General features: G+C 69.2%; 14 protein-coding genes. 8 read left to right on the forward strand and 6 right to left on the reverse strand.

What is annotated here, in order from left to right; translation table 11 throughout:
* Positions 1-57: 57 nt before the first annotated feature.
* Positions 58-312 carry a GlsB/YeaQ/YmgE family stress response membrane protein gene (locus tag FB475_RS00760; protein ID WP_141851527.1) on the forward strand — a complete coding sequence of 85 codons (255 nt, stop codon included), beginning with the start codon at positions 58-60 and terminating at the stop codon, positions 310-312.
* 28 nt (positions 313-340) lie between these two features.
* On the opposite strand, the gene FB475_RS00765 is transcribed toward FB475_RS00760, so the two are convergent.
* Genes FB475_RS00765 through FB475_RS00775 form a run of 3 tightly spaced genes read right to left on the reverse strand, consistent with a single transcriptional unit; the run spans position 341 to position 4471 of the window.
* Positions 341-2710: a glycoside hydrolase family 65 protein gene (locus FB475_RS00765; protein WP_238331893.1), complete on the reverse strand. Its 2370-nt coding sequence runs from the start codon at positions 2708-2710 to the stop codon at positions 341-343.
* Positions 2707-3450, reverse strand: a complete 744-nt coding sequence (locus FB475_RS00770) for a beta-phosphoglucomutase family hydrolase (protein WP_141851529.1) — start codon at positions 3448-3450, stop codon at positions 2707-2709. Before FB475_RS00770 ends, FB475_RS00765 begins: the two co-directional genes overlap by 4 nt.
* A 19-nt stretch (positions 3451-3469) precedes the next feature.
* Positions 3470-4471 (reverse strand): acetylxylan esterase, encoded by a 1002-nt coding sequence (locus FB475_RS00775; protein WP_141851530.1) that lies wholly within the window; start codon positions 4469-4471, stop codon positions 3470-3472.
* A gap of 108 nt (positions 4472-4579) precedes the next feature.
* Between FB475_RS00775 and FB475_RS00780 the strand changes: the two genes are divergently transcribed.
* On the forward strand, positions 4580-6211 hold the full coding sequence (locus FB475_RS00780) for an MOSC and FAD-binding oxidoreductase domain-containing protein (protein WP_141851532.1): 1632 nt from the start codon (positions 4580-4582) through the stop codon (positions 6209-6211).
* 17 nt (positions 6212-6228) lie between these two features.
* On the opposite strand, the gene FB475_RS00785 is transcribed toward FB475_RS00780, so the two are convergent.
* A complete protein-coding gene (locus FB475_RS00785) occupies positions 6229-7254 on the reverse strand; it encodes an enolase C-terminal domain-like protein (RefSeq protein ID WP_141851534.1) in 1026 nt (341 codons plus the stop codon).
* On the reverse strand, positions 7251-8267 hold the full coding sequence (locus FB475_RS00790; RefSeq protein ID WP_141851536.1) for a DUF4037 domain-containing protein: 1017 nt from the start codon (positions 8265-8267) through the stop codon (positions 7251-7253). Before FB475_RS00790 ends, FB475_RS00785 begins: the two co-directional genes overlap by 4 nt.
* A 36-nt stretch (positions 8268-8303) precedes the next feature.
* Between FB475_RS00790 and FB475_RS00795 the strand changes: the two genes are divergently transcribed.
* From FB475_RS00795 to FB475_RS00815, 5 genes are all read left to right on the forward strand, one after another.
* On the forward strand, positions 8304-8948 hold the full coding sequence (locus FB475_RS00795; RefSeq protein ID WP_238331894.1) for an HAD family hydrolase: 645 nt from the start codon (positions 8304-8306) through the stop codon (positions 8946-8948).
* A 77-nt stretch (positions 8949-9025) separates the two neighbouring features.
* A complete protein-coding gene (locus tag FB475_RS00800; RefSeq protein WP_141851540.1) occupies positions 9026-9814 on the forward strand; it encodes a universal stress protein in 789 nt (262 codons plus the stop codon).
* A 48-nt stretch (positions 9815-9862) separates the two neighbouring features.
* Positions 9863-12607, forward strand: coding sequence for a helix-turn-helix transcriptional regulator (locus tag FB475_RS00805; RefSeq protein WP_141851542.1), 2745 nt, complete (start codon positions 9863-9865; stop codon positions 12605-12607).
* The gene (locus FB475_RS00810; protein WP_185758982.1) at positions 12604-13737 is read left to right on the forward strand and encodes an N-acetylglucosamine-6-phosphate deacetylase; all 1134 of its coding nucleotides are present in this window, start codon (positions 12604-12606) and stop codon (positions 13735-13737) included. The genes FB475_RS00805 and FB475_RS00810 overlap by 4 nt, the downstream gene beginning before the upstream one ends.
* 78 nt (positions 13738-13815) lie before the next feature.
* Positions 13816-15087: an ABC transporter ATP-binding protein gene (locus FB475_RS00815; RefSeq protein ID WP_141851546.1), complete on the forward strand. Its 1272-nt coding sequence runs from the start codon at positions 13816-13818 to the stop codon at positions 15085-15087.
* Here FB475_RS00815 and FB475_RS00820 read toward each other — a convergent pair.
* Positions 15077-15901: an alpha/beta fold hydrolase gene (locus FB475_RS00820; RefSeq protein ID WP_141851548.1), complete on the reverse strand. Its 825-nt coding sequence runs from the start codon at positions 15899-15901 to the stop codon at positions 15077-15079. The genes FB475_RS00815 and FB475_RS00820 overlap by 11 nt on opposite strands.
* Before the next feature lie 89 nt (positions 15902-15990).
* Here FB475_RS00820 and FB475_RS00825 point away from each other — a divergent pair, with 89 nt between their 5' ends.
* Positions 15991-16413 (forward strand): MarR family winged helix-turn-helix transcriptional regulator, encoded by a 423-nt coding sequence (locus FB475_RS00825; RefSeq protein ID WP_141851549.1) that lies wholly within the window; start codon positions 15991-15993, stop codon positions 16411-16413.
* The last annotated feature ends 17 nt before the right edge of the window (positions 16414-16430 follow it).

Here is a 16430-nt window from a genome sequence, read left to right on the forward strand (position 1 = left end):
CCCGGCGGAACCGGAGACTGGAGTCACACAGTTTCGACACCTCGGAGGACTTCAGTCATGGTGGGCTTCATCATCGCCGGTCTCGTCATCGGTGCACTCGCCCGGTTGTTCACGCCCGGCAAGCAGAAGCTCGGCCTGCTCGCCACGCTGCTGCTCGGCCTGGCCGGCTCGGTGATCGGCGGCACGATCGCCGCCGTCCTCGGCACCGGCGGCATCTTCGACCTCAACCTGATCGGGTTCGTGGTCGCGGTGATCTCGTCGGTGATGCTGGTCGGCACCGCCGAGTCGCTGGCTGCCAAGAACAAGAACTGACCTGCGGCATCCAGACAGCGCCGTCCGCTCAGACGTCCTCGTTGACCGCAATCGCCGGCCGTGGCTCACGACCCGGCGGCTGCGGCGGCCGGGGCAGCAGCGGGCGGCGCTTCTGCAACGTCCGCACCACCGGCTGATCGACGGTGACCGTGACCTCCTCGCCCGCGTGCCGGAAGGTGATCGAGGCGTCCGGCCCGTTGTGCACCGTGTACTTCACCGCGAGCGGGTCGATCTCCACCTTCAGCCGGACACCACGCCAGCGGACCGTGAAGCTCAACCCGGACAGCCCGATCGGCAGCGCCGGATCGAACGAGAGAGTCCCGTCCTGATCGCGCAGCCCGCCGAAACCGGCCACCAGCGCACTCCACGCGCCGCCCAATGACGCCATGTGCAGGCCGTCCCCAGTGTTGTGGTGCAGGTTGCGCATGTCGATCAGCGCGGCTTCGTACGCATAGTCGTACGCCAGGTCGAGATGACCGACCTCGGCCGCCATCACCGCCTGCACGCACGCGGACAAGGACGAGTCCCGCACCGTCAGCCGCTCGTAATAGTCGAAGTTGCGGGCCTTCTCCTCGGGCGTGAACGCGTCACCGCACCAGTAGGTCGCCAGCATCAGGTCGGCCTGCTTCACCACCTGCGTGCGATAGAGCTGGAAGTACGGCGCGTGCAGCATCAGCGGGTACTTGCCCTTGTAGGCCTCGAAGTCCCACACCGCGTACCCGGTGAAGCCCTCGGACTGCGGATGCACGCCGAGGCTCTCGTCGTACGGCAGGTACACCGCGGCGGCCGCGTCCCGCCAGGACGCCTCCTCCTCGCTGTCGACGCCGAACTCGCGCGCCTTGGCCGGCAGCTTCGTGGCCATCGCGGCCGCGGCCCTGAGGTTGCGCGCGGCCATCAGGTTGGTGAAAACGTTGTCGTCGGCAACGGCACTGTACTCGTCCGGACCGGTGACCCCGGGCAGGTGCCAGCGGCCGTCACGGTCGTGGTGGCCCAGCGACATCCACAGCCGGGCCGTCTCGACGAGCAGCTCCAGCCCGACCTCGTTGAGGAAGGCATCGTCACCGGTGGCCCGGTGGTACCGCATGACGGCCTCGGCGATGTCGGCGTTGACATGGAACGCCGCCGTCCCCGCGGGCCAGTACCCGGAGCACTCCTGGCCGCGGATCGTCCGCCACGGGAAGGCCGCGCCCCGGAAGCCCAGCTCCGCGGCCCGCTGCTTCGCCATCTCCAGGGTCGAATGCCGCCAGTGCAGCGCGTCGGCGGCCGCGCCCGGCATCGTGTACGTCAGTACGGGCAGCACGAAACCCTCGGTGTCCCAGAACGTGTGGCCGTCGTACCCCGCGCCGGTCAGGCCCTTGGACGGGATCGCCCGCCGCTCGGCCCGTGCACCCGCCTGCAGCACGTGGAAGAGCGCGAACCGGACGGCCTGCTGCAGCTCGGGATGTCCTTGCACCTCGACGTCCGCGCCGTCCCAGAAGTCGTCGAGAAAGGCGATCTGCTGCTTGGTCAGTCCGTCCCAGCCGGAGAACCGGGCACTCGCCAGCGCGGCCGCGACCTGGTCCCGGATCGCGGTCTCGGACCGCAGGCTGGACCAGCCGTACGCCAGGTACTTCACCACGCGCAGGCTCTCGCCCGGCTGCAGCTGGGCGATCACCGTGGTCCGGGCCCAGTCCTCCCGCACGTCCTGGTCCATCGCGTACCGGACCGAGGTGTCCACCTCGTGCGACATCGCGGCGGCCATCAGCTGCTGACTGCGCGTCGTACGGTGGATCAGTACTGTCCCGTGCTCGCCGCCGTCGTGGCTGACCGGCTTCAACGGATTGTCCAGTACGGCGGCCACGCGCGGATCGTCGGACAGCTTGGGCTGGGCCTCGTTCGCGACCAGCTCGGACTGCATGACGAATCGGGCCGGCTGGTCCACCGGCTCGACGATGTACTCGATCGCGGCGACCGCGCGCTGGGTCAGTGACACCAGGCGGCGACTGCGGACCTTGATCCGCTTGCCGGCCGGCGACGTCCAGTCCACGTCCCGCTCGAGGATGCCGGTCCGGAAGTCGAGCGAGCGCTCGTGTTTGCTCAGGTACCCGTAGCGGATGTCGAACGGCGAGTCGTCGACGAGCAGCCGGATCAGCTTGCCGTTGGTGACGTCGACGAGGGTCTGCCCGGACTCCGGGTACCCGTAGCCGGCCTCGGCGTACGGCAACGGGCGCTGCTCGTAGAACGAGTTCAGGTAGGTGCCGGGGATCGCGTACGGCTCGCCCTCGTCGAGGTTTCCGCGCAGGCCGATGTGACCGTTCGACAGCGCGAACAGCGACTCCGACTGGGCCAGCTTGTCCATCGCGAGCCGAGTCTCCCGCAGCCGCCAGGGCTCGACCGGGTGGTGGCCTCTGTCGATCACTTGTCCTCCAGCAAGTCTGCGAGGTCCCGCACGACGATGTCGGCGCCCTGAGCCTTCAGTCCGGCGGCCTGGCCGACCCGGTCGACGCCGACGACCTGCCCGAAGTGGCCGGCGCGGCCCGCGGACACTCCCGCGAGCGCGTCCTCGAAGACGGCGGCCGCGGAAGGTGCGACACCGAACCGGGCGGCCGCGGCGAGGAAGGTGTCCGGGGCCGGCTTGCCCAACAGATGCTCGGTGCGGATCGTCACACCGTCGACGACCTCCTCGACGTACTGCGCGAGGCCGGTCACGTCGAGTACCTCGCGGGTGTTCGCGCTCGACGACACCACCGCCCGGCGCAGGCCCGCCTGCTCGACGGCCTGCAGGTACCGCCGGGAGCCCTCGAAGACGTGTACGCCGTCGGTCCGGATCCGCCGCTGGACGGCCTCGTTCTTCCGGTTGCCGAGGCCGTTCACGGTCATCGCGGCCGGTGGATCGTCCGGGCTTCCGTCCGGCAGCACGATGTGCCGCGCGGCCAGGAAGTCCCGGACACCGCTGGCCCGGGGCTTGCCGTCCACGTACGCGTCGTACTCCGCGCGCGCGTCGAACGGCACGAACGCGATGCCGTGCTGCGCCGAATAGTCGCGCAGGAACTCGTCGAACATCTCTTTCCACGCAGCAGCGTGGACAGCAGCCGTGTCGGTAAGCACGCCATCCAGGTCGAACAAACAGGCCTGGATCCCCGCAGGTAGTCCGAGCATGCCGTCAACACTAGAGGACCTACCGTGCAGCCTCCTGGAAGATCCGCGCGAACCAGTCGAGTTGGGCTAGTTGCTGGTAGGTTTGGCCGCCCTCGTGTTCGTTGTACTGGTAGACCTCGATGTGCTTCTGATCGCTGGCGTAGTGGTTGTACGCCGCGAAGACCGTCGACGGTGGGCACGTGGCATCCATGAGGGCGACGGAGAACAGGGCCGGTGCGGTGGCCAGGCGGCCGAGGTTGACGCCGTCGAAGTAGCTGAGGGTGTTGAGGACCGTGTCGACGTCCTGCCGGAAGCCCTTCAGGTACCGGGTGATCTCGCCGTACGGGTCGTTGTCGGTGATCTGCAGCGCCCGCTCGAAGTGGCACAGGAACGGTACGTCGGGAGCGCAGCCGAGCAGGTCGATCCCGGCCAGCGGCGCGAGGCCGGCCGCGGCGATCGAGATCCCGCCGCCCTGGCTGCCGCCGGTGACGATGATCTTGCCCGGGTCCACGAACGGCGACGTCCGGGCCGCGTCCAGTGCCCGCACCGCGTCGATGTACACCCGGCGGTAGTAGTACGTCTCCGGGTTCGTGATACCCAACGTCATGAAGCCCGGCGTGTGGTTCAAACCGGCGTACGGCGTGTCGTCCGGGGTGCTCTCGAAGCCACCCTGGCTGTAGCCCTGGCCGCGGGTGTCCATCACGAAGTGCGCGTAGCCTGCCTGCGCCCACAGCGTGGTCGACTGCGGCAGACCGCGACCGCCGCTGTAGCCGTGGTACTGCACGACGGTCGGCAGCGGACCGTCGGCGCCGGCCGGGACGTGCAGCCAGCCCCGCACCGGGGTGCCGCCGAAGCCGGCGTACGTGACGTCGTAGGTGTCGATCACCGCGAGCTTGTTGTCGATCTCGGTGAACGTGGCGGACAGGTCGTCGGTGCGCGCCTTCTCGATCGAGCGGCGCCAGAAGTCGACCAGGTCGGCGGGCGCGGCCACCTCGGGCCGGTACGCGCGGAGCTTGTCGAGGGAAAGGTCGAACATGGCCATGAACGCCAAACCTACGCCCAGCGGCCGTCCCGCGGTAAGCGGTGTCCAATTGGTGTACACGGCGAGATGGAGATGGACGGAGGGCGTCAGCGGTTGGAGTCTGATCAGATGAGTAGTGGGACTGTGCAGTCGGTGAACGTCGGTCTGCCCAAGAATGTGGAGTGGAACGGCCGGACCGTTTACACCGGCGTCTGGAAACAGCCTGTCGAAGGCCCTGTGACGGTTCGTCGGCTGAACCTCGACGGCGACGGTCAGGGCGACACCGCGGGCCACGGCGGTGAACAGCGGGCGGTCTTCGTGTACCAGATCGCCTCCTACCGGCACTGGGAGCAGCACTTCGGCCGGGACGACTTCGTCTACGGGCAGTTCGGGGAGAACCTCACGGTCGACGGACTGCCCGACGACGAGGTCTGCATCGGCGACCGGTACCGGATCGGCACGACGGAGCTGGAGGTGACGCAACCGCGGGTGACCTGCTACCGGGTCGGTCTGCGGATGGGTGAGCCGGAGCTGCCGTCGCTGCTCGTCAGCCACCATCGTCCGGGGTTCTACTGCCGGGTGATCACGGAAGGCGAGATCACTGCCGGTGACTCGATCCTGAAGACTGCTACCGGACCGGGTGCGTTGAGCGTGTCCGACACGGACGCGCTCCTGTATCTGCCCGGGCGGGACGTGGAGAAGCTGCGGACCGCCGTACGGATTCCTGCGCTCAGCCCTGGTTGGCAGGGCTCGTTCCGTGACCTGCTGAAGGAGGAGGTCACTCCGAAGCCTGCCTGGGACGGTTTTCGGGAGCTGCGGGTGGAGGAGGTCGTCCCCGAGTCCGACAGCGTGTTCTCGATTCGGCTGGCTGGTGACGAGTTGCCTCCGGCGATGGCTGGTCAGTACCTGACCTTCAAGCTGCCGGGCGCCGTACGGAGCTATTCGCTGTCCACGTCTCCCGGCTACCGCGTCAGCGTCAAGCAGGAGCCGCACGGTGTCGGCAGTGCCTACATGAGCCAACTGCAGCCCGGGAGCGTGCTGGAGGTCGCGGCGCCCCGCGGTGACTTCGTGCTGGACGAAGACACCGGGCCGGTACTACTGCTCTCTGCCGGTATCGGCGTGACGCCGGTCCTCGCCATGCTCCACTCCCTGAAGGGCACCAGCCGCGAGGTGTGGTGGGTACACGCAGCCCGTACGCCGGCTGACGACGCGCTGGCGGCTGAAGCACACGCCCTGCTGGCGCAACTGCCGCATGCACATGAGCACGTGTACTACAGCTCGACGGACGGCCGGCTGACCAAGGAGAGGCTGCTGGAGTTGGGGTTGCCGACCGACGCCACGGCGTACGTGTGCGGGCCGCAGTCGTTCATGACCGACATGCAGGGAGCGTTGAACAGCTTGGGCATCAGCCGAGTCCGCACGGAGTTGTTCGGTGCGTTGGCATCGATGAATCCAGGTGTTGTCAGCGAACCGACCAGACCACCACACCAGCCGGACGGAGCGCCCGGCACAGGTCCACTGGTGACGTTCGCGCGGAGCGGTATCTCCACGGCCATGCGAGAGGGCACTCTGCTCGAACTGGCTGAAGCATGCGACGTACCAACCCGCTGGAGCTGCCGGACCGGCGTCTGCCACAACTGCGTGACTCCCCTGCTCGCAGGAGAACTCAGCTACTCCCCCACCCCGCTGGAGCCCCCGCCGGACGGACAGGTTCTGCTCTGCTGCTCCCGTCCGACCACCGACCTGGTTCTGGACATGTGACGGATCCTGCAGGAGATCTACGGCAGAGAGAGTCCGAAGCCGGGCTCGTCGGAGAGTACGACATAACCGTCGTCGAGGGTGTAGCTGCCTGGGCCGGGGACGCCCTCGATGATCGGGGTGTTCCCCAGGCCGGCTGCCAGGTGGGCGGCGTACAGGGTCTTGAGTGGCAGGCCCCAGGCGTGCGGTGAGGCCTCGGCCTTCAGTACGGGCATGGTGTGGCGCCACTTGGTGAGGCCGTGGCCGATGACGTCCATCAGGGCCACGTCTATCAGGCCCTCGTCGGCCAGTGCGAGTACATGCCCGACGTTCGGCTCGTACTCGCCGTCGGCGACCCGGGTCGATCCCTGGAGCCGTTCGCGCAACGTCTGCAGGTCCGGACGCCGTTCCGCGAACGGCTCCTCGATCCAGTACAGGTCGCAGTCCTCGACCCCGTCGAGGTACTCGAACAGGCCGTTGACCGTGAACCCGTCGTTGCCGTCGACCAGGATCGCGGCGTCCGGGTACAACTCGCGCGCGAGCCGGGTCGCCTCGATGTCTCGCGCCAGACCGGTCCGCGCGTCCATCCAGCGGTGCCCGCGGCCGATCTTCAGCTTGAAGTCGCGAAACCCGAACGCGTGGTCCTGCGCGAGATTCGCCCGGATCGCGTCCAGCCCGCCGTCCAGGTCGTCGAAGTAGATCCCGCCGCTGTAGCAGCGGACCCGCGGCGATCCGGCGCCGCCGAGCATCGCATAGACCGGCAGCTCGAGGATGTGCGCCGCCAGATCGTGCAACGGGTAGTCGAGGAACTCCGCCGCCGCGTCGATCACCCCACGCTCCGGATCGATCAGCTCGGCCAGTGGGCGCCCGATCAGCGGTCCGGGATCCCCGTCGTGCAGCGGAAGTCCCCAACCGGTGGCGCCGCGGCTCGTCTCGACGACGTACGCCGTGACGCTGCCGCCGTTCCCGTGGCTGCCGAGGAACGAGTTGCGGCCGATCGTCCGCAGGTACTCGTACCGGACTTGCACGGTGCTCAGCGAGGCAATCACGTGCTGCGACAACGTCATCGGAAGACTCCCAGCAGGCGGCGGTAGGCAGACGGATTGCTCAGTACGTCGGTGCTGTCCACGAACTGATCGATCGACCCGATCGGCCCGACCCGCTTCAGCTGCGGATCCGACACCGTCGCGTGACAGGCCGTCGCGAACCGCGCGGCATCCAGGACCAGCGCCGGACGGTCGAAGAACAGCCGCGGCGCTACGTCGAGCTCGGCGGTGATCCCGAGCGCGTTGTGCCGCCGGCCGACCAGCTCGTACGCCGCCACCAGTGCCCGCTCCCGGTCCGCGAAGTTGCCCGCGGCAACCGTATCCGTGAGCGCGCGGTCCAGCCCGTCCGGATGGCCGAGCCGGGCGAACGCCGTACCCAGCCATTTCGTGTACGGTGCGTACTCGCGGGACTGCAGCAACGCGAGCCGCATCACCTCGCGGACGAGCCGCGCCGCGACCACCCGGGACCCGAGCTCGTCGCCGACCTCGTGGGTGCGCTGCATGAACGGTTCCTCCTGCGCGATCCGCGTCCACTGGCAGGCCATCAGCCACCGCCAGATCTCGTCCGGGTACCAGGCGAGGGCTGCGCGCACCGGCGCGAGCCGGCCGTCGTCGGCGTACACCTGTCCTTTCACGACACCCAGGAACTGCTGCTGCGGTGTGACCAGCCAGTCGTCGACACCGACGCCCTGCGAAGCGTCGAACCCCAAGTGTCCCCGCAGCCAGTCGCTGAGCGTCGCTACAGTCACGCGGTGCTCTACGGCATGAACATCCGAGCCGAAGCGGACCGGGAAGCCGCGGTACTCGTCCGGCAGCACCGCCTCGACCTGCTTGAGCACCGTCGCGGGCTCGTCGACCAGGACGATCAGCCGTGGACCCCAGTCGTGGTCCATCGAGCGTGCGGTGTCGTAGCCGAGCACATCGGAACCCCAGCCCAGTAGGCCAGCCGCATGACCGGTGCTGCCGAGCACAGGCGCGACCACGTCTGCATAGAACCCAGCCGACAGCTCCTGCGCGTGCACGAACTCGGGCATGCGCAGCATCCTCTCACTCCCAACTACGCTGTGCTCGTGATTTCGCATGTGGTGTGGGACTGGAACGGCACGCTGCTCAACGACAACGATGCCGTGCTCGCAGCTGTCAACGAGGTCTGCGCCGGGTTCGGGCGGCCGGAGCTGACCTGGGCCGAGTGGCAGGCGGCGTACGCGCGGCCGATGCGGCTGTCGTACGAGCAGATCCTGCAGCGCGTCCTGGACGACGCGGAGTGGGAGCAGGTCGACAAGCTCTACCACCAGCGGTACGACGCACTCCTGCACACGTGTGAGCTCGCCATCGGTGCCCACGACGTACTGCGTGCCTGGGGCGCCGGCGGACGGACCCAGTCGTTGCTGTCGATGTGGTTCCACTCGCGTCTCACCCCGACCGTGGAGCTGTACGGGCTCACGCAGTACTTCAGCCGGGTCGACGGGCTGCCTGGTGAGGTGGGAGGTGGATCCAAGGCGGACAGTCTGATCCGGCACCTCCAGGAGCTGCAGTTGGACCCGGCAGGCGTCGTACTGATCGGGGACGTGGTTGACGACGCTCACGCGGCGGAGGCGGCCGGTACGCAGTGTGTTCTTGTCACTACCGGTGCGATGACGCGCGAGGCTCTGGAAGCGACCGGGATGCCGGTCACCGGGTCTATCAGCGAGGCACTGGCGTTGCTCGACCAGTGAGGGGCACGTGGTTCTCCCTGGTGTGATGCACCGTGGTCTGACGAGACGGTGGTGTCACCAGACAGAGAGGCACCACCGTGACGCAGGTCGTAGTTCTACTGGAGCAGGGCAGCCAGGACGCCTTGGACTGGGCGGCTGCTGAGGCCGCGGCCCGGGGCGCTGAGCTGCGGGTGGTGTACGCGTTCCGGTGGCCGTACCTGCTTGACGCGCTCGGTGAGCTCACGGTGGAAGAGCGGGACCTGGAAACCGCTGAGGTTGTCGTGGACGACGCCATCGAGCATGTCCGGAAGATCTTCCCGAGCCTGCGGATCAGCTCGACGGTCTTCCCCGGACGTGCGATCGATGCCCTGCTGAGCGAAGCAGACGACGACGCCGCCCTCATCGTCATCGCCCACGGCCACACCTTCGAACGCCGCCTCGCCACCCGCCTCGCCCACCGCGGCTCGCCGTTCGGGTTGCGGGTCCTGGGTCGCCTGCGGGCGGCGATCTCGGTGCGGGGTTCGGTGCGGCGGGGGTCGGTGTCGCTGGCGGTGGTTGGGTTGATGCCGGACCGTACGGTTGGGCCGTCGTCCGGGCGGGTGGTGGTGGCCGTTGACGGGGTCGACCGGTCGGATGCGTTGGGGTTCGCGTTCGGCGCGGCGCGCCTCCGCGGCACCGGCCTGACCGTGCTGCAGACGACAGCCGACGCGAACTGCGTGTCCGCGTGGCGGACCGTCTACCCCGAGGTCGACGTCCGCTGCGGCACCGCCGACGGACCCGCGGCAGTCCTCGCCGAATCCACGGCGGCAGCCCTCACCGTCCTCGCAGCCGACCGCTCCAACACCGAGGTCGCCCGTCTGGCCCGCGGCCCGGTCGTCCTGGTCTAGCCTCCCGGCCGGCAGCTGACCCAGTAGACAGGGCCTAGGCTTGCCCGCGTGAGAAAGCTTCGTGGCCGGCAGCGCGAGTACGACGTACTGAACGGTCTGGTCAGCGAGGCGAAAGCCGGGCGTAGTCAGGTGCTGGTACTGACCGGCGAGGCCGGCGTCGGCAAGTCGGCCCTGCTCGACGCGATGGTCGCCGGCGCCGACGGCTGCCGGGTCACGCGGACGGCAGGGATCGAGTCCGAGATGGAGCTCGCGTACGCCGGTCTGCACCAGCTGTGCCTGCCGTTCCTGGAGCAGCTCGATCGGCTGCCGGCTCCGCAGCGTGATGCTCTGGGCACGGCGTTCGGACTGCGGAACGGTCCGACGCCGGACCGGTTCCTGATCGGGCTGGCGGTGCTGAACCTGCTCGCGTCCAGTGCCGAGCCGGTGGTCTGTGTGGTCGACGACGCGCAGTGGCTGGACCTGATGTCGGCGCGGATCCTCGCGTTCGTCGCGCGACGGCTCGCGGCCGAGTCGGTGCTGATGGTGTTCGCGGTCCGGGACGGGATCGAGCACGCCTTCGACGGTCTCGACGTACTGCCGATCCGCGGGCTGGACGACGCCGACGCACGGGCGCTGCTGGACTCGGTGCTGCCCGGGCCGATCGACCCGCGGGTGCGGGACCGGATCGTCGCCGAGACGCGGGGCAATCCGCTGGCGCTGCTCGAACTCCCCCGCGCGTGGACGGCGGCCGAGCTGGCGGACGGGCTGGCGTCCGGGTCGCTGGCCGGGCGGATCGAGGACGGGTTCGTGCGGCGGCTCGAAGGGCTGCCGAGCGATACGCGCTTGCTGCTGCTCACCGCGGCGGCCGAACCGTTGGGCGACCCGACGTTGTTGTGGCGGGCCGCCGAGCAGCTCGGGTTCGGTGCGGACGCGGCGGCCGGCGCGGCCGAGTCGGGGTTGATCACGTTCGACCAGCACATCCGGTTCCGGCATCCGTTGGTACGGTCGGCGGCGTACCGTACGGCGACCCCGCAGCAGCGGCTCGCCGTCCACCGGGCGCTGGCCGCGGTGACCGATCCCGCGACGGATCCGGACCGGCGCGCATGGCACCGGGCGCAGGCGACGATGACACCGGACGAGGACGTCGCGCTGGAGCTCGAACAGTCCGCGCAGCGGGCCCGGGCCCGTGGTGGATTCTTTGCCGCAGGCACCTTCTTGGAACGGTCGGCCGCGTTGACGATCGACCCCGGTCTCCGGGCGGATCGCATCCTGGCCGCGGCCACCGCGAAACGCAGCGCCGGCGCGTTGGATGCCGCCCTGGACCTGTTGAACGGTGCCGCCACCGGCCCGGCGAGCCCACTCCGCGACGCCGAAATCACCCGCCTCCGAGGCGAAATCGCCTTCGACCGAGGCCACACCGCCGAAGCCGCCCGCACCCTCGTCGAAGCCGCCGCCCACCTACAACCCCACGACCGAACCCAGGCCCGCATCACCTACCTCGAGGCGATGTCGGCCGCCATCTGGTCCAGCGGCCCCGAAACCCCCGGCATCCTCGGCGAAATAGCCTCCGCAGTCCCCGACCAACCGACGGGCGCCGGCACCACCCCCGGCACTTCCGGCGAGCTTCTTCTTCAGGGGTTGGCGATCCGCTTCACCCGGGGCTTCGCTGCGGCGGCTCCGCTGCTGGTGGGGGCGTTGGAGCAGGCGCGACGTGGTGAGCCGGCAGACGAACGCGGGTGGTTGTGGTTGGCAGGCAACCGGGCGAGTGGGATTGTCGCGATCGACGTCTGGGATCTCGACGCCGCTCTCGAACTGGCCACCCGGCACGAGCGGATCGCGCGCGACAGCGGGGCACTCGTCCAACTCCAATGGGCGCTCAACTTCCGCGCGAACGTCGTCTCGATGACCGGCGACCTGACCGCGGCCGCGGGGTACGTCGAGGAAGAGCGGCAGATCGCCACCGCCACCGGCAACCGCGTCCTGGGCATCGGCGCCATGCAGCTCGCGGCCCTCCGCGGCGACGAATCCGCCGCGACGCCGCTCATCGACGCGATGATCCGCGAGGCCCGGGCCCAGCAGCAGGGCCGGATGACCGCGATCGCGACGTACACCAACGCCGTCCTCAACAACGGACTCGGCCGCTACGAAGCGGCCCGCGACGCCGCACGCCAGGTCTTCCTGCAGGACCCGGTCGCGTACGATGCTCTGGTCGTCGGGGAACTGTCCGAAGCCGCGTCGCGCACCGGCGACACCGAACTCGTCGAGACCACCCTCACCTGGCTGAGCGACCGCGTCGCCGCCGTGCCGACCGACTGGGGCCGCGGCATGGAAGCGCGCGCCCGCGCCCTCCTCACCAACGACGAGAACGCGTACCGCACCTCGATCGAACACCTCGGCAAGACCGCGCTCCGGATCGAGCTCGCCCGCGCCGAACTCCTGTACGGCGAATGGCTCCGCCGCGAAGGCCGCCGCCAGGACGCCCGCGAGCACCTCCGGACCGCCCACGAAGAGCTGACCGCGATGGGCGCCGACGCCTTCGCCGAACGTGCCCGCCACGAACTCCTCGCCACCGGCGAGACCGTCCGCAAACGCACCCCGGAAACCACCAACGACCTGACCGCCCAGGAGGCCCAGATCGCCGGCCTCGCCCGCGACGGCCTGACCAACCCGGAGATCGCCGCCCAACTGTTCATCAGCCCCCGCACCGTCGAATGGCACCTCCGCAAAACCTTCGCCAAACTCGGCATCACCTCCCGCCGCCAACTCCGCACCCTCCAAACCTTCGCAGCAGCAGGCCGCGGCGGCCCACTGTGACGGTGCTGGAAGGTCGTACGGCGGCCGGGCGTGGGGTGCGGGTGCGGTACTCCGCCGCTGGGATCGAGGCGGTTGATGACCATCCGTCGGCGCCGGAGGTGCTGGTGATTCCCGGGCTGGTGGACCTGCAGGTCAACGGGTATGGCGGGCTCGACGTCAACGATCCGTCCGCCAACGCGCTGCCCGCGCTCGTTCGGGCCCTCTGGGCGCAGGGCGTGACCACGGTCTATCCGACGATCGTCTCCGCCGACGATGCGACCACGACCAGGCTCGTGACGGCGGCCGCGGCCGCGCGCGCCGACGATCCGGTCGTGCGGTACGGCGTACCCGGTCTGCACCTCGAAGGTCCGTACATCTCGTCGGTGGACGGTGCGCGCGGAGCGCACGATCCGGCCGTGATCCGGGACCCCGACGCGGACGAGTTCGACCGCTGGCAGAACGCCGCGGACGGGGCGATCGCGATCATGACCGTGGCCCCGGAACGTACCGGCGCGATCGAGTTCACCCGGCACCTCGCGGCGCACGGCGTACTGCCGTCGATCGGCCACTCGCTGGCGACGGCCGATGACGTCCATGCGTTCGCAGCCGCCGGCGGCAGGTTGTCGACGCACCTCGGCAACGCGCTGCCGGCGCAGCTCGACCGGCATCGGAACCCGATCTGGCCGCAGCTCACCGAGGACCGGTTGACCGCCGGATTGATTGCCGACGGCCACCATCTGCCGGGCGACACGTTCGCCGCGCTGGTCCGCGCGAAGGGCGTCGAACGCTGCGTCCTCACCAGCGATGCAGCCGCGCTGGCGGGCTGTGCCCCGGGCGACTACCAGACCGCGGTCGGCGGCTCGGTCACCGTGACTCCCGACGGCAGCCTTCGTCTGACCGGTACGCCGTACCTCGCGGGCAGCGGCGCGTCGCTCCTCGACTGTCTCCGTTGGTCCACCAACTATCTCCCGTTGGACGTCGCCGTCACGATGGCGACGTCCACGCCCGCCGATCTCCTCGGCCTGCACGACCGCGGCCGCCTCGAAGCAGGTGCCCGAGCCGACCTTCTCCAGTTCAACCGCACGCCGGCCGGAGGCCTCGGTGAACTGACGACCGTCGTCGTCAACGGACAAGCCGTCCTGAAACCCTGAACAGTCAAGCGTTCAGGCACTTGCACGTACATGCGGCCGTGCTTGCCGGTGGACCGGAAGTTCCCGTATAAGGCGTACATGACGGCGATCCGGCTCGATGGTGTGTCCAAGGTGTTCGATGGCGAACACCTGGCCGTCGACGAGCTGTCACTGGAGATCGGGGACGGCGAGTTCATGGTGCTGCTCGGGCCGTCGGGATGCGGGAAGACCACGCTGCTGCGGATGATCGCGGGCCTGGAGCGCGTGACGTCGGGCGAGGTGTGGTTCGGGCGGACCAGAGGGACCGACCTGGCGCCACGCGAACGCGGCGTCGCGATGGTGTTCCAGACCGGCGCGCTGTACCCGAACCGGACCGTGCAGGAGAACATCATGTTCCCGCTGCAGATCGCCGGGAAGGACGACGCCGAAGCGGGGTCGACCGCGGTCGGGCTGGCGCAGATCCTCAGCATCGAGTCGGTGCTCGACCGGATGCCGTGGACGTTGTCGGGTGGCCAGCGGCAGCGGGTGGCGATCGGACGGGCGCTGGTCCGGCGGCCGAAGGTGTTCCTGCTCGACGAACCGCTGTCGAACCTCGACGCGACCATGCGGACCGAGCTCCGGCAGGAGATCGGCGCGATGACCCGCGACCTGAACGTGACCACGCTGTACGTGACCCACGACCAGGTCGAGGCGCTCACGCTCGCGAACCGGATCGCGGTGATGCGCGACGGCCGGATCGAGGACGTCGGGACGCCGACGCAGGTCTACAACGACCCGGCGACCGCGTTCGTGGCCGGTTTCCTGGGCACGCCACGGATCAACCTGATGTCCGCGACCGTCAACGTGACCGCGCACCACCGGGTCCGGCTCGAATTCGGCAGCCAGTCGATCGGCCTCGACCCGACCGACCGCCGCTCGCTGATTCTGCGACACCACCACGGCGCACCGGTGATCGTCGGCGCCCGCTCGAACGCGTTCAGCCTGATCACCACGCAGGACGCCCCGAACCAGCTGACCGGGACGATCCGCGCCTTCGAGTTCCACGGCCAGCAGTCGATCGCGTTCGTCCAGTGCGGGATCGAGATCGTGGACCCGGACCGGATCGGCCGCCCCAGGCCGGCGCACGCATCACCGTTGGCCGAGCCAACACCGTCGCTCCTCGGCCGGTTCCGCCGCCGGATCGGCCTGGGCGCCGCACCTGCTACGCCGGTCGAGTTTCACGGACCGTCCCACCGCCGCGCGGACCTCGTCGTCGAACTCCCGGTCGACACCGAACTCCAGCGCGGCACCCGGATCCAGCTCGCCCTCGACACCAGCAAGATCCACATCTTCGACCACACCGGCCACCGGGTGGACCGCATCACCCGCTGACGCCGTGACCAAGCTGCACGGCGTCGAGTAGTTGCTCGGGTGTCTCCAGTTGGGGAAGGTGACCGGTGCGCGGCAGCAGTGTGTACGTCGCTCCTGGGATCGCCGCGGCGTACGCCTTGCCGTACTCGGGGCCGGCGATCCGGTCGCTCTCACCCCAGATCACGTGCACCGGGATCTCGATGCCGGCCAGCCGCGTCAGCAACGTCGGGTCGGACATCGTCGGGCCGGTGTAGCCGATCAGCGCACGGACGTCCGGGCTCGGCCCCGTGACCTCACGCGGGTCGGCGGGCGCACCGGCCGTGGCTGTCCCGCTCACCGGTGTCGGTGTCGGTGTCGGCGCCTTCGACGGGTCGTGCCGGGACAGCGCCTGGAGCTCAGGGATCGACAATCCGCTCACATCGGTCAGCGGATGATCCTCGACCTCGATGCCGATCCCGTCCACGATCACCGCGCCGCCCACCCGCGGGCTGTGCTGCAGCGCGATCTCCGCCGCGAGCCAACCACCGAAGGAGTTGCCGATCACGGTCACGTCAGCGAGCTCGAACTCCTCGAGCATCCCGACGTACGCCGCCGCCAGGTCGCGAACATCTCGGATCGCATCGCGTCGCGGCGTCCCACCGAAGCCGGGATGGGTGGGCAGCAGGACGCGCGAACGCGTGCGCTCGGCCAGCAGGTCGGCGAATCCGGCCATCGTCAGTACGCCGCCACCACCGTGCAGGAGCAGAAACGAACGAGTGCGATCACGGTCCTGGACAGTGATGCCGCCGGCGGTGGTCAGGGACCGGAGCGATCCGGCAGGAATCGGCGTACTCATCGTTCACCCTCCACGGGGAATCTCAGGATGTTTATATCAGGAACCTTATATCAATAAGCTGATCTAAGCAACCTGATACAATAAGTCCCATGAGGCACCAGCCCGCGGATGTCGCCCTGGCCGTCAAGCGTCTGCAGTACCGTCATCACCGCGCGCTGAGCCAGGCGCTCGCGCCGCTGGGCCTGTCACTGGTGCAGTGGGACACGCTGCGCCACCTGGAGCGCCACCCCGACGCGTCGCTGCACGACCTGGCGGTGCTCACGTTCCAGACCGACCAGTCCTTCGGGTCGCTGGCGACCCGGATGGCCGATCGCGGCCTGATCGAGCGTGTCCCCGGCCCCGGCCGTGCCGTCAAACATCGGTTGACCCCGAAAGGCGAGCAGCTCCGCGCGGACGGCCAGGATGCGGTGAACGCCGTCTTCAAGACGTCGTTCACCAACCTCTCCGCGAGCCAGCTCGAGCAACTCGGCGACCTCCTCGACGCGGCGCTCGGCCCGAACCCGACGGCCTGAGCAGGTGGTCAACCCGG

The organism is Kribbella jejuensis, assembly GCF_006715085.1.
Taxonomy (GTDB): domain Bacteria; phylum Actinomycetota; class Actinomycetes; order Propionibacteriales; family Kribbellaceae; genus Kribbella; species Kribbella jejuensis.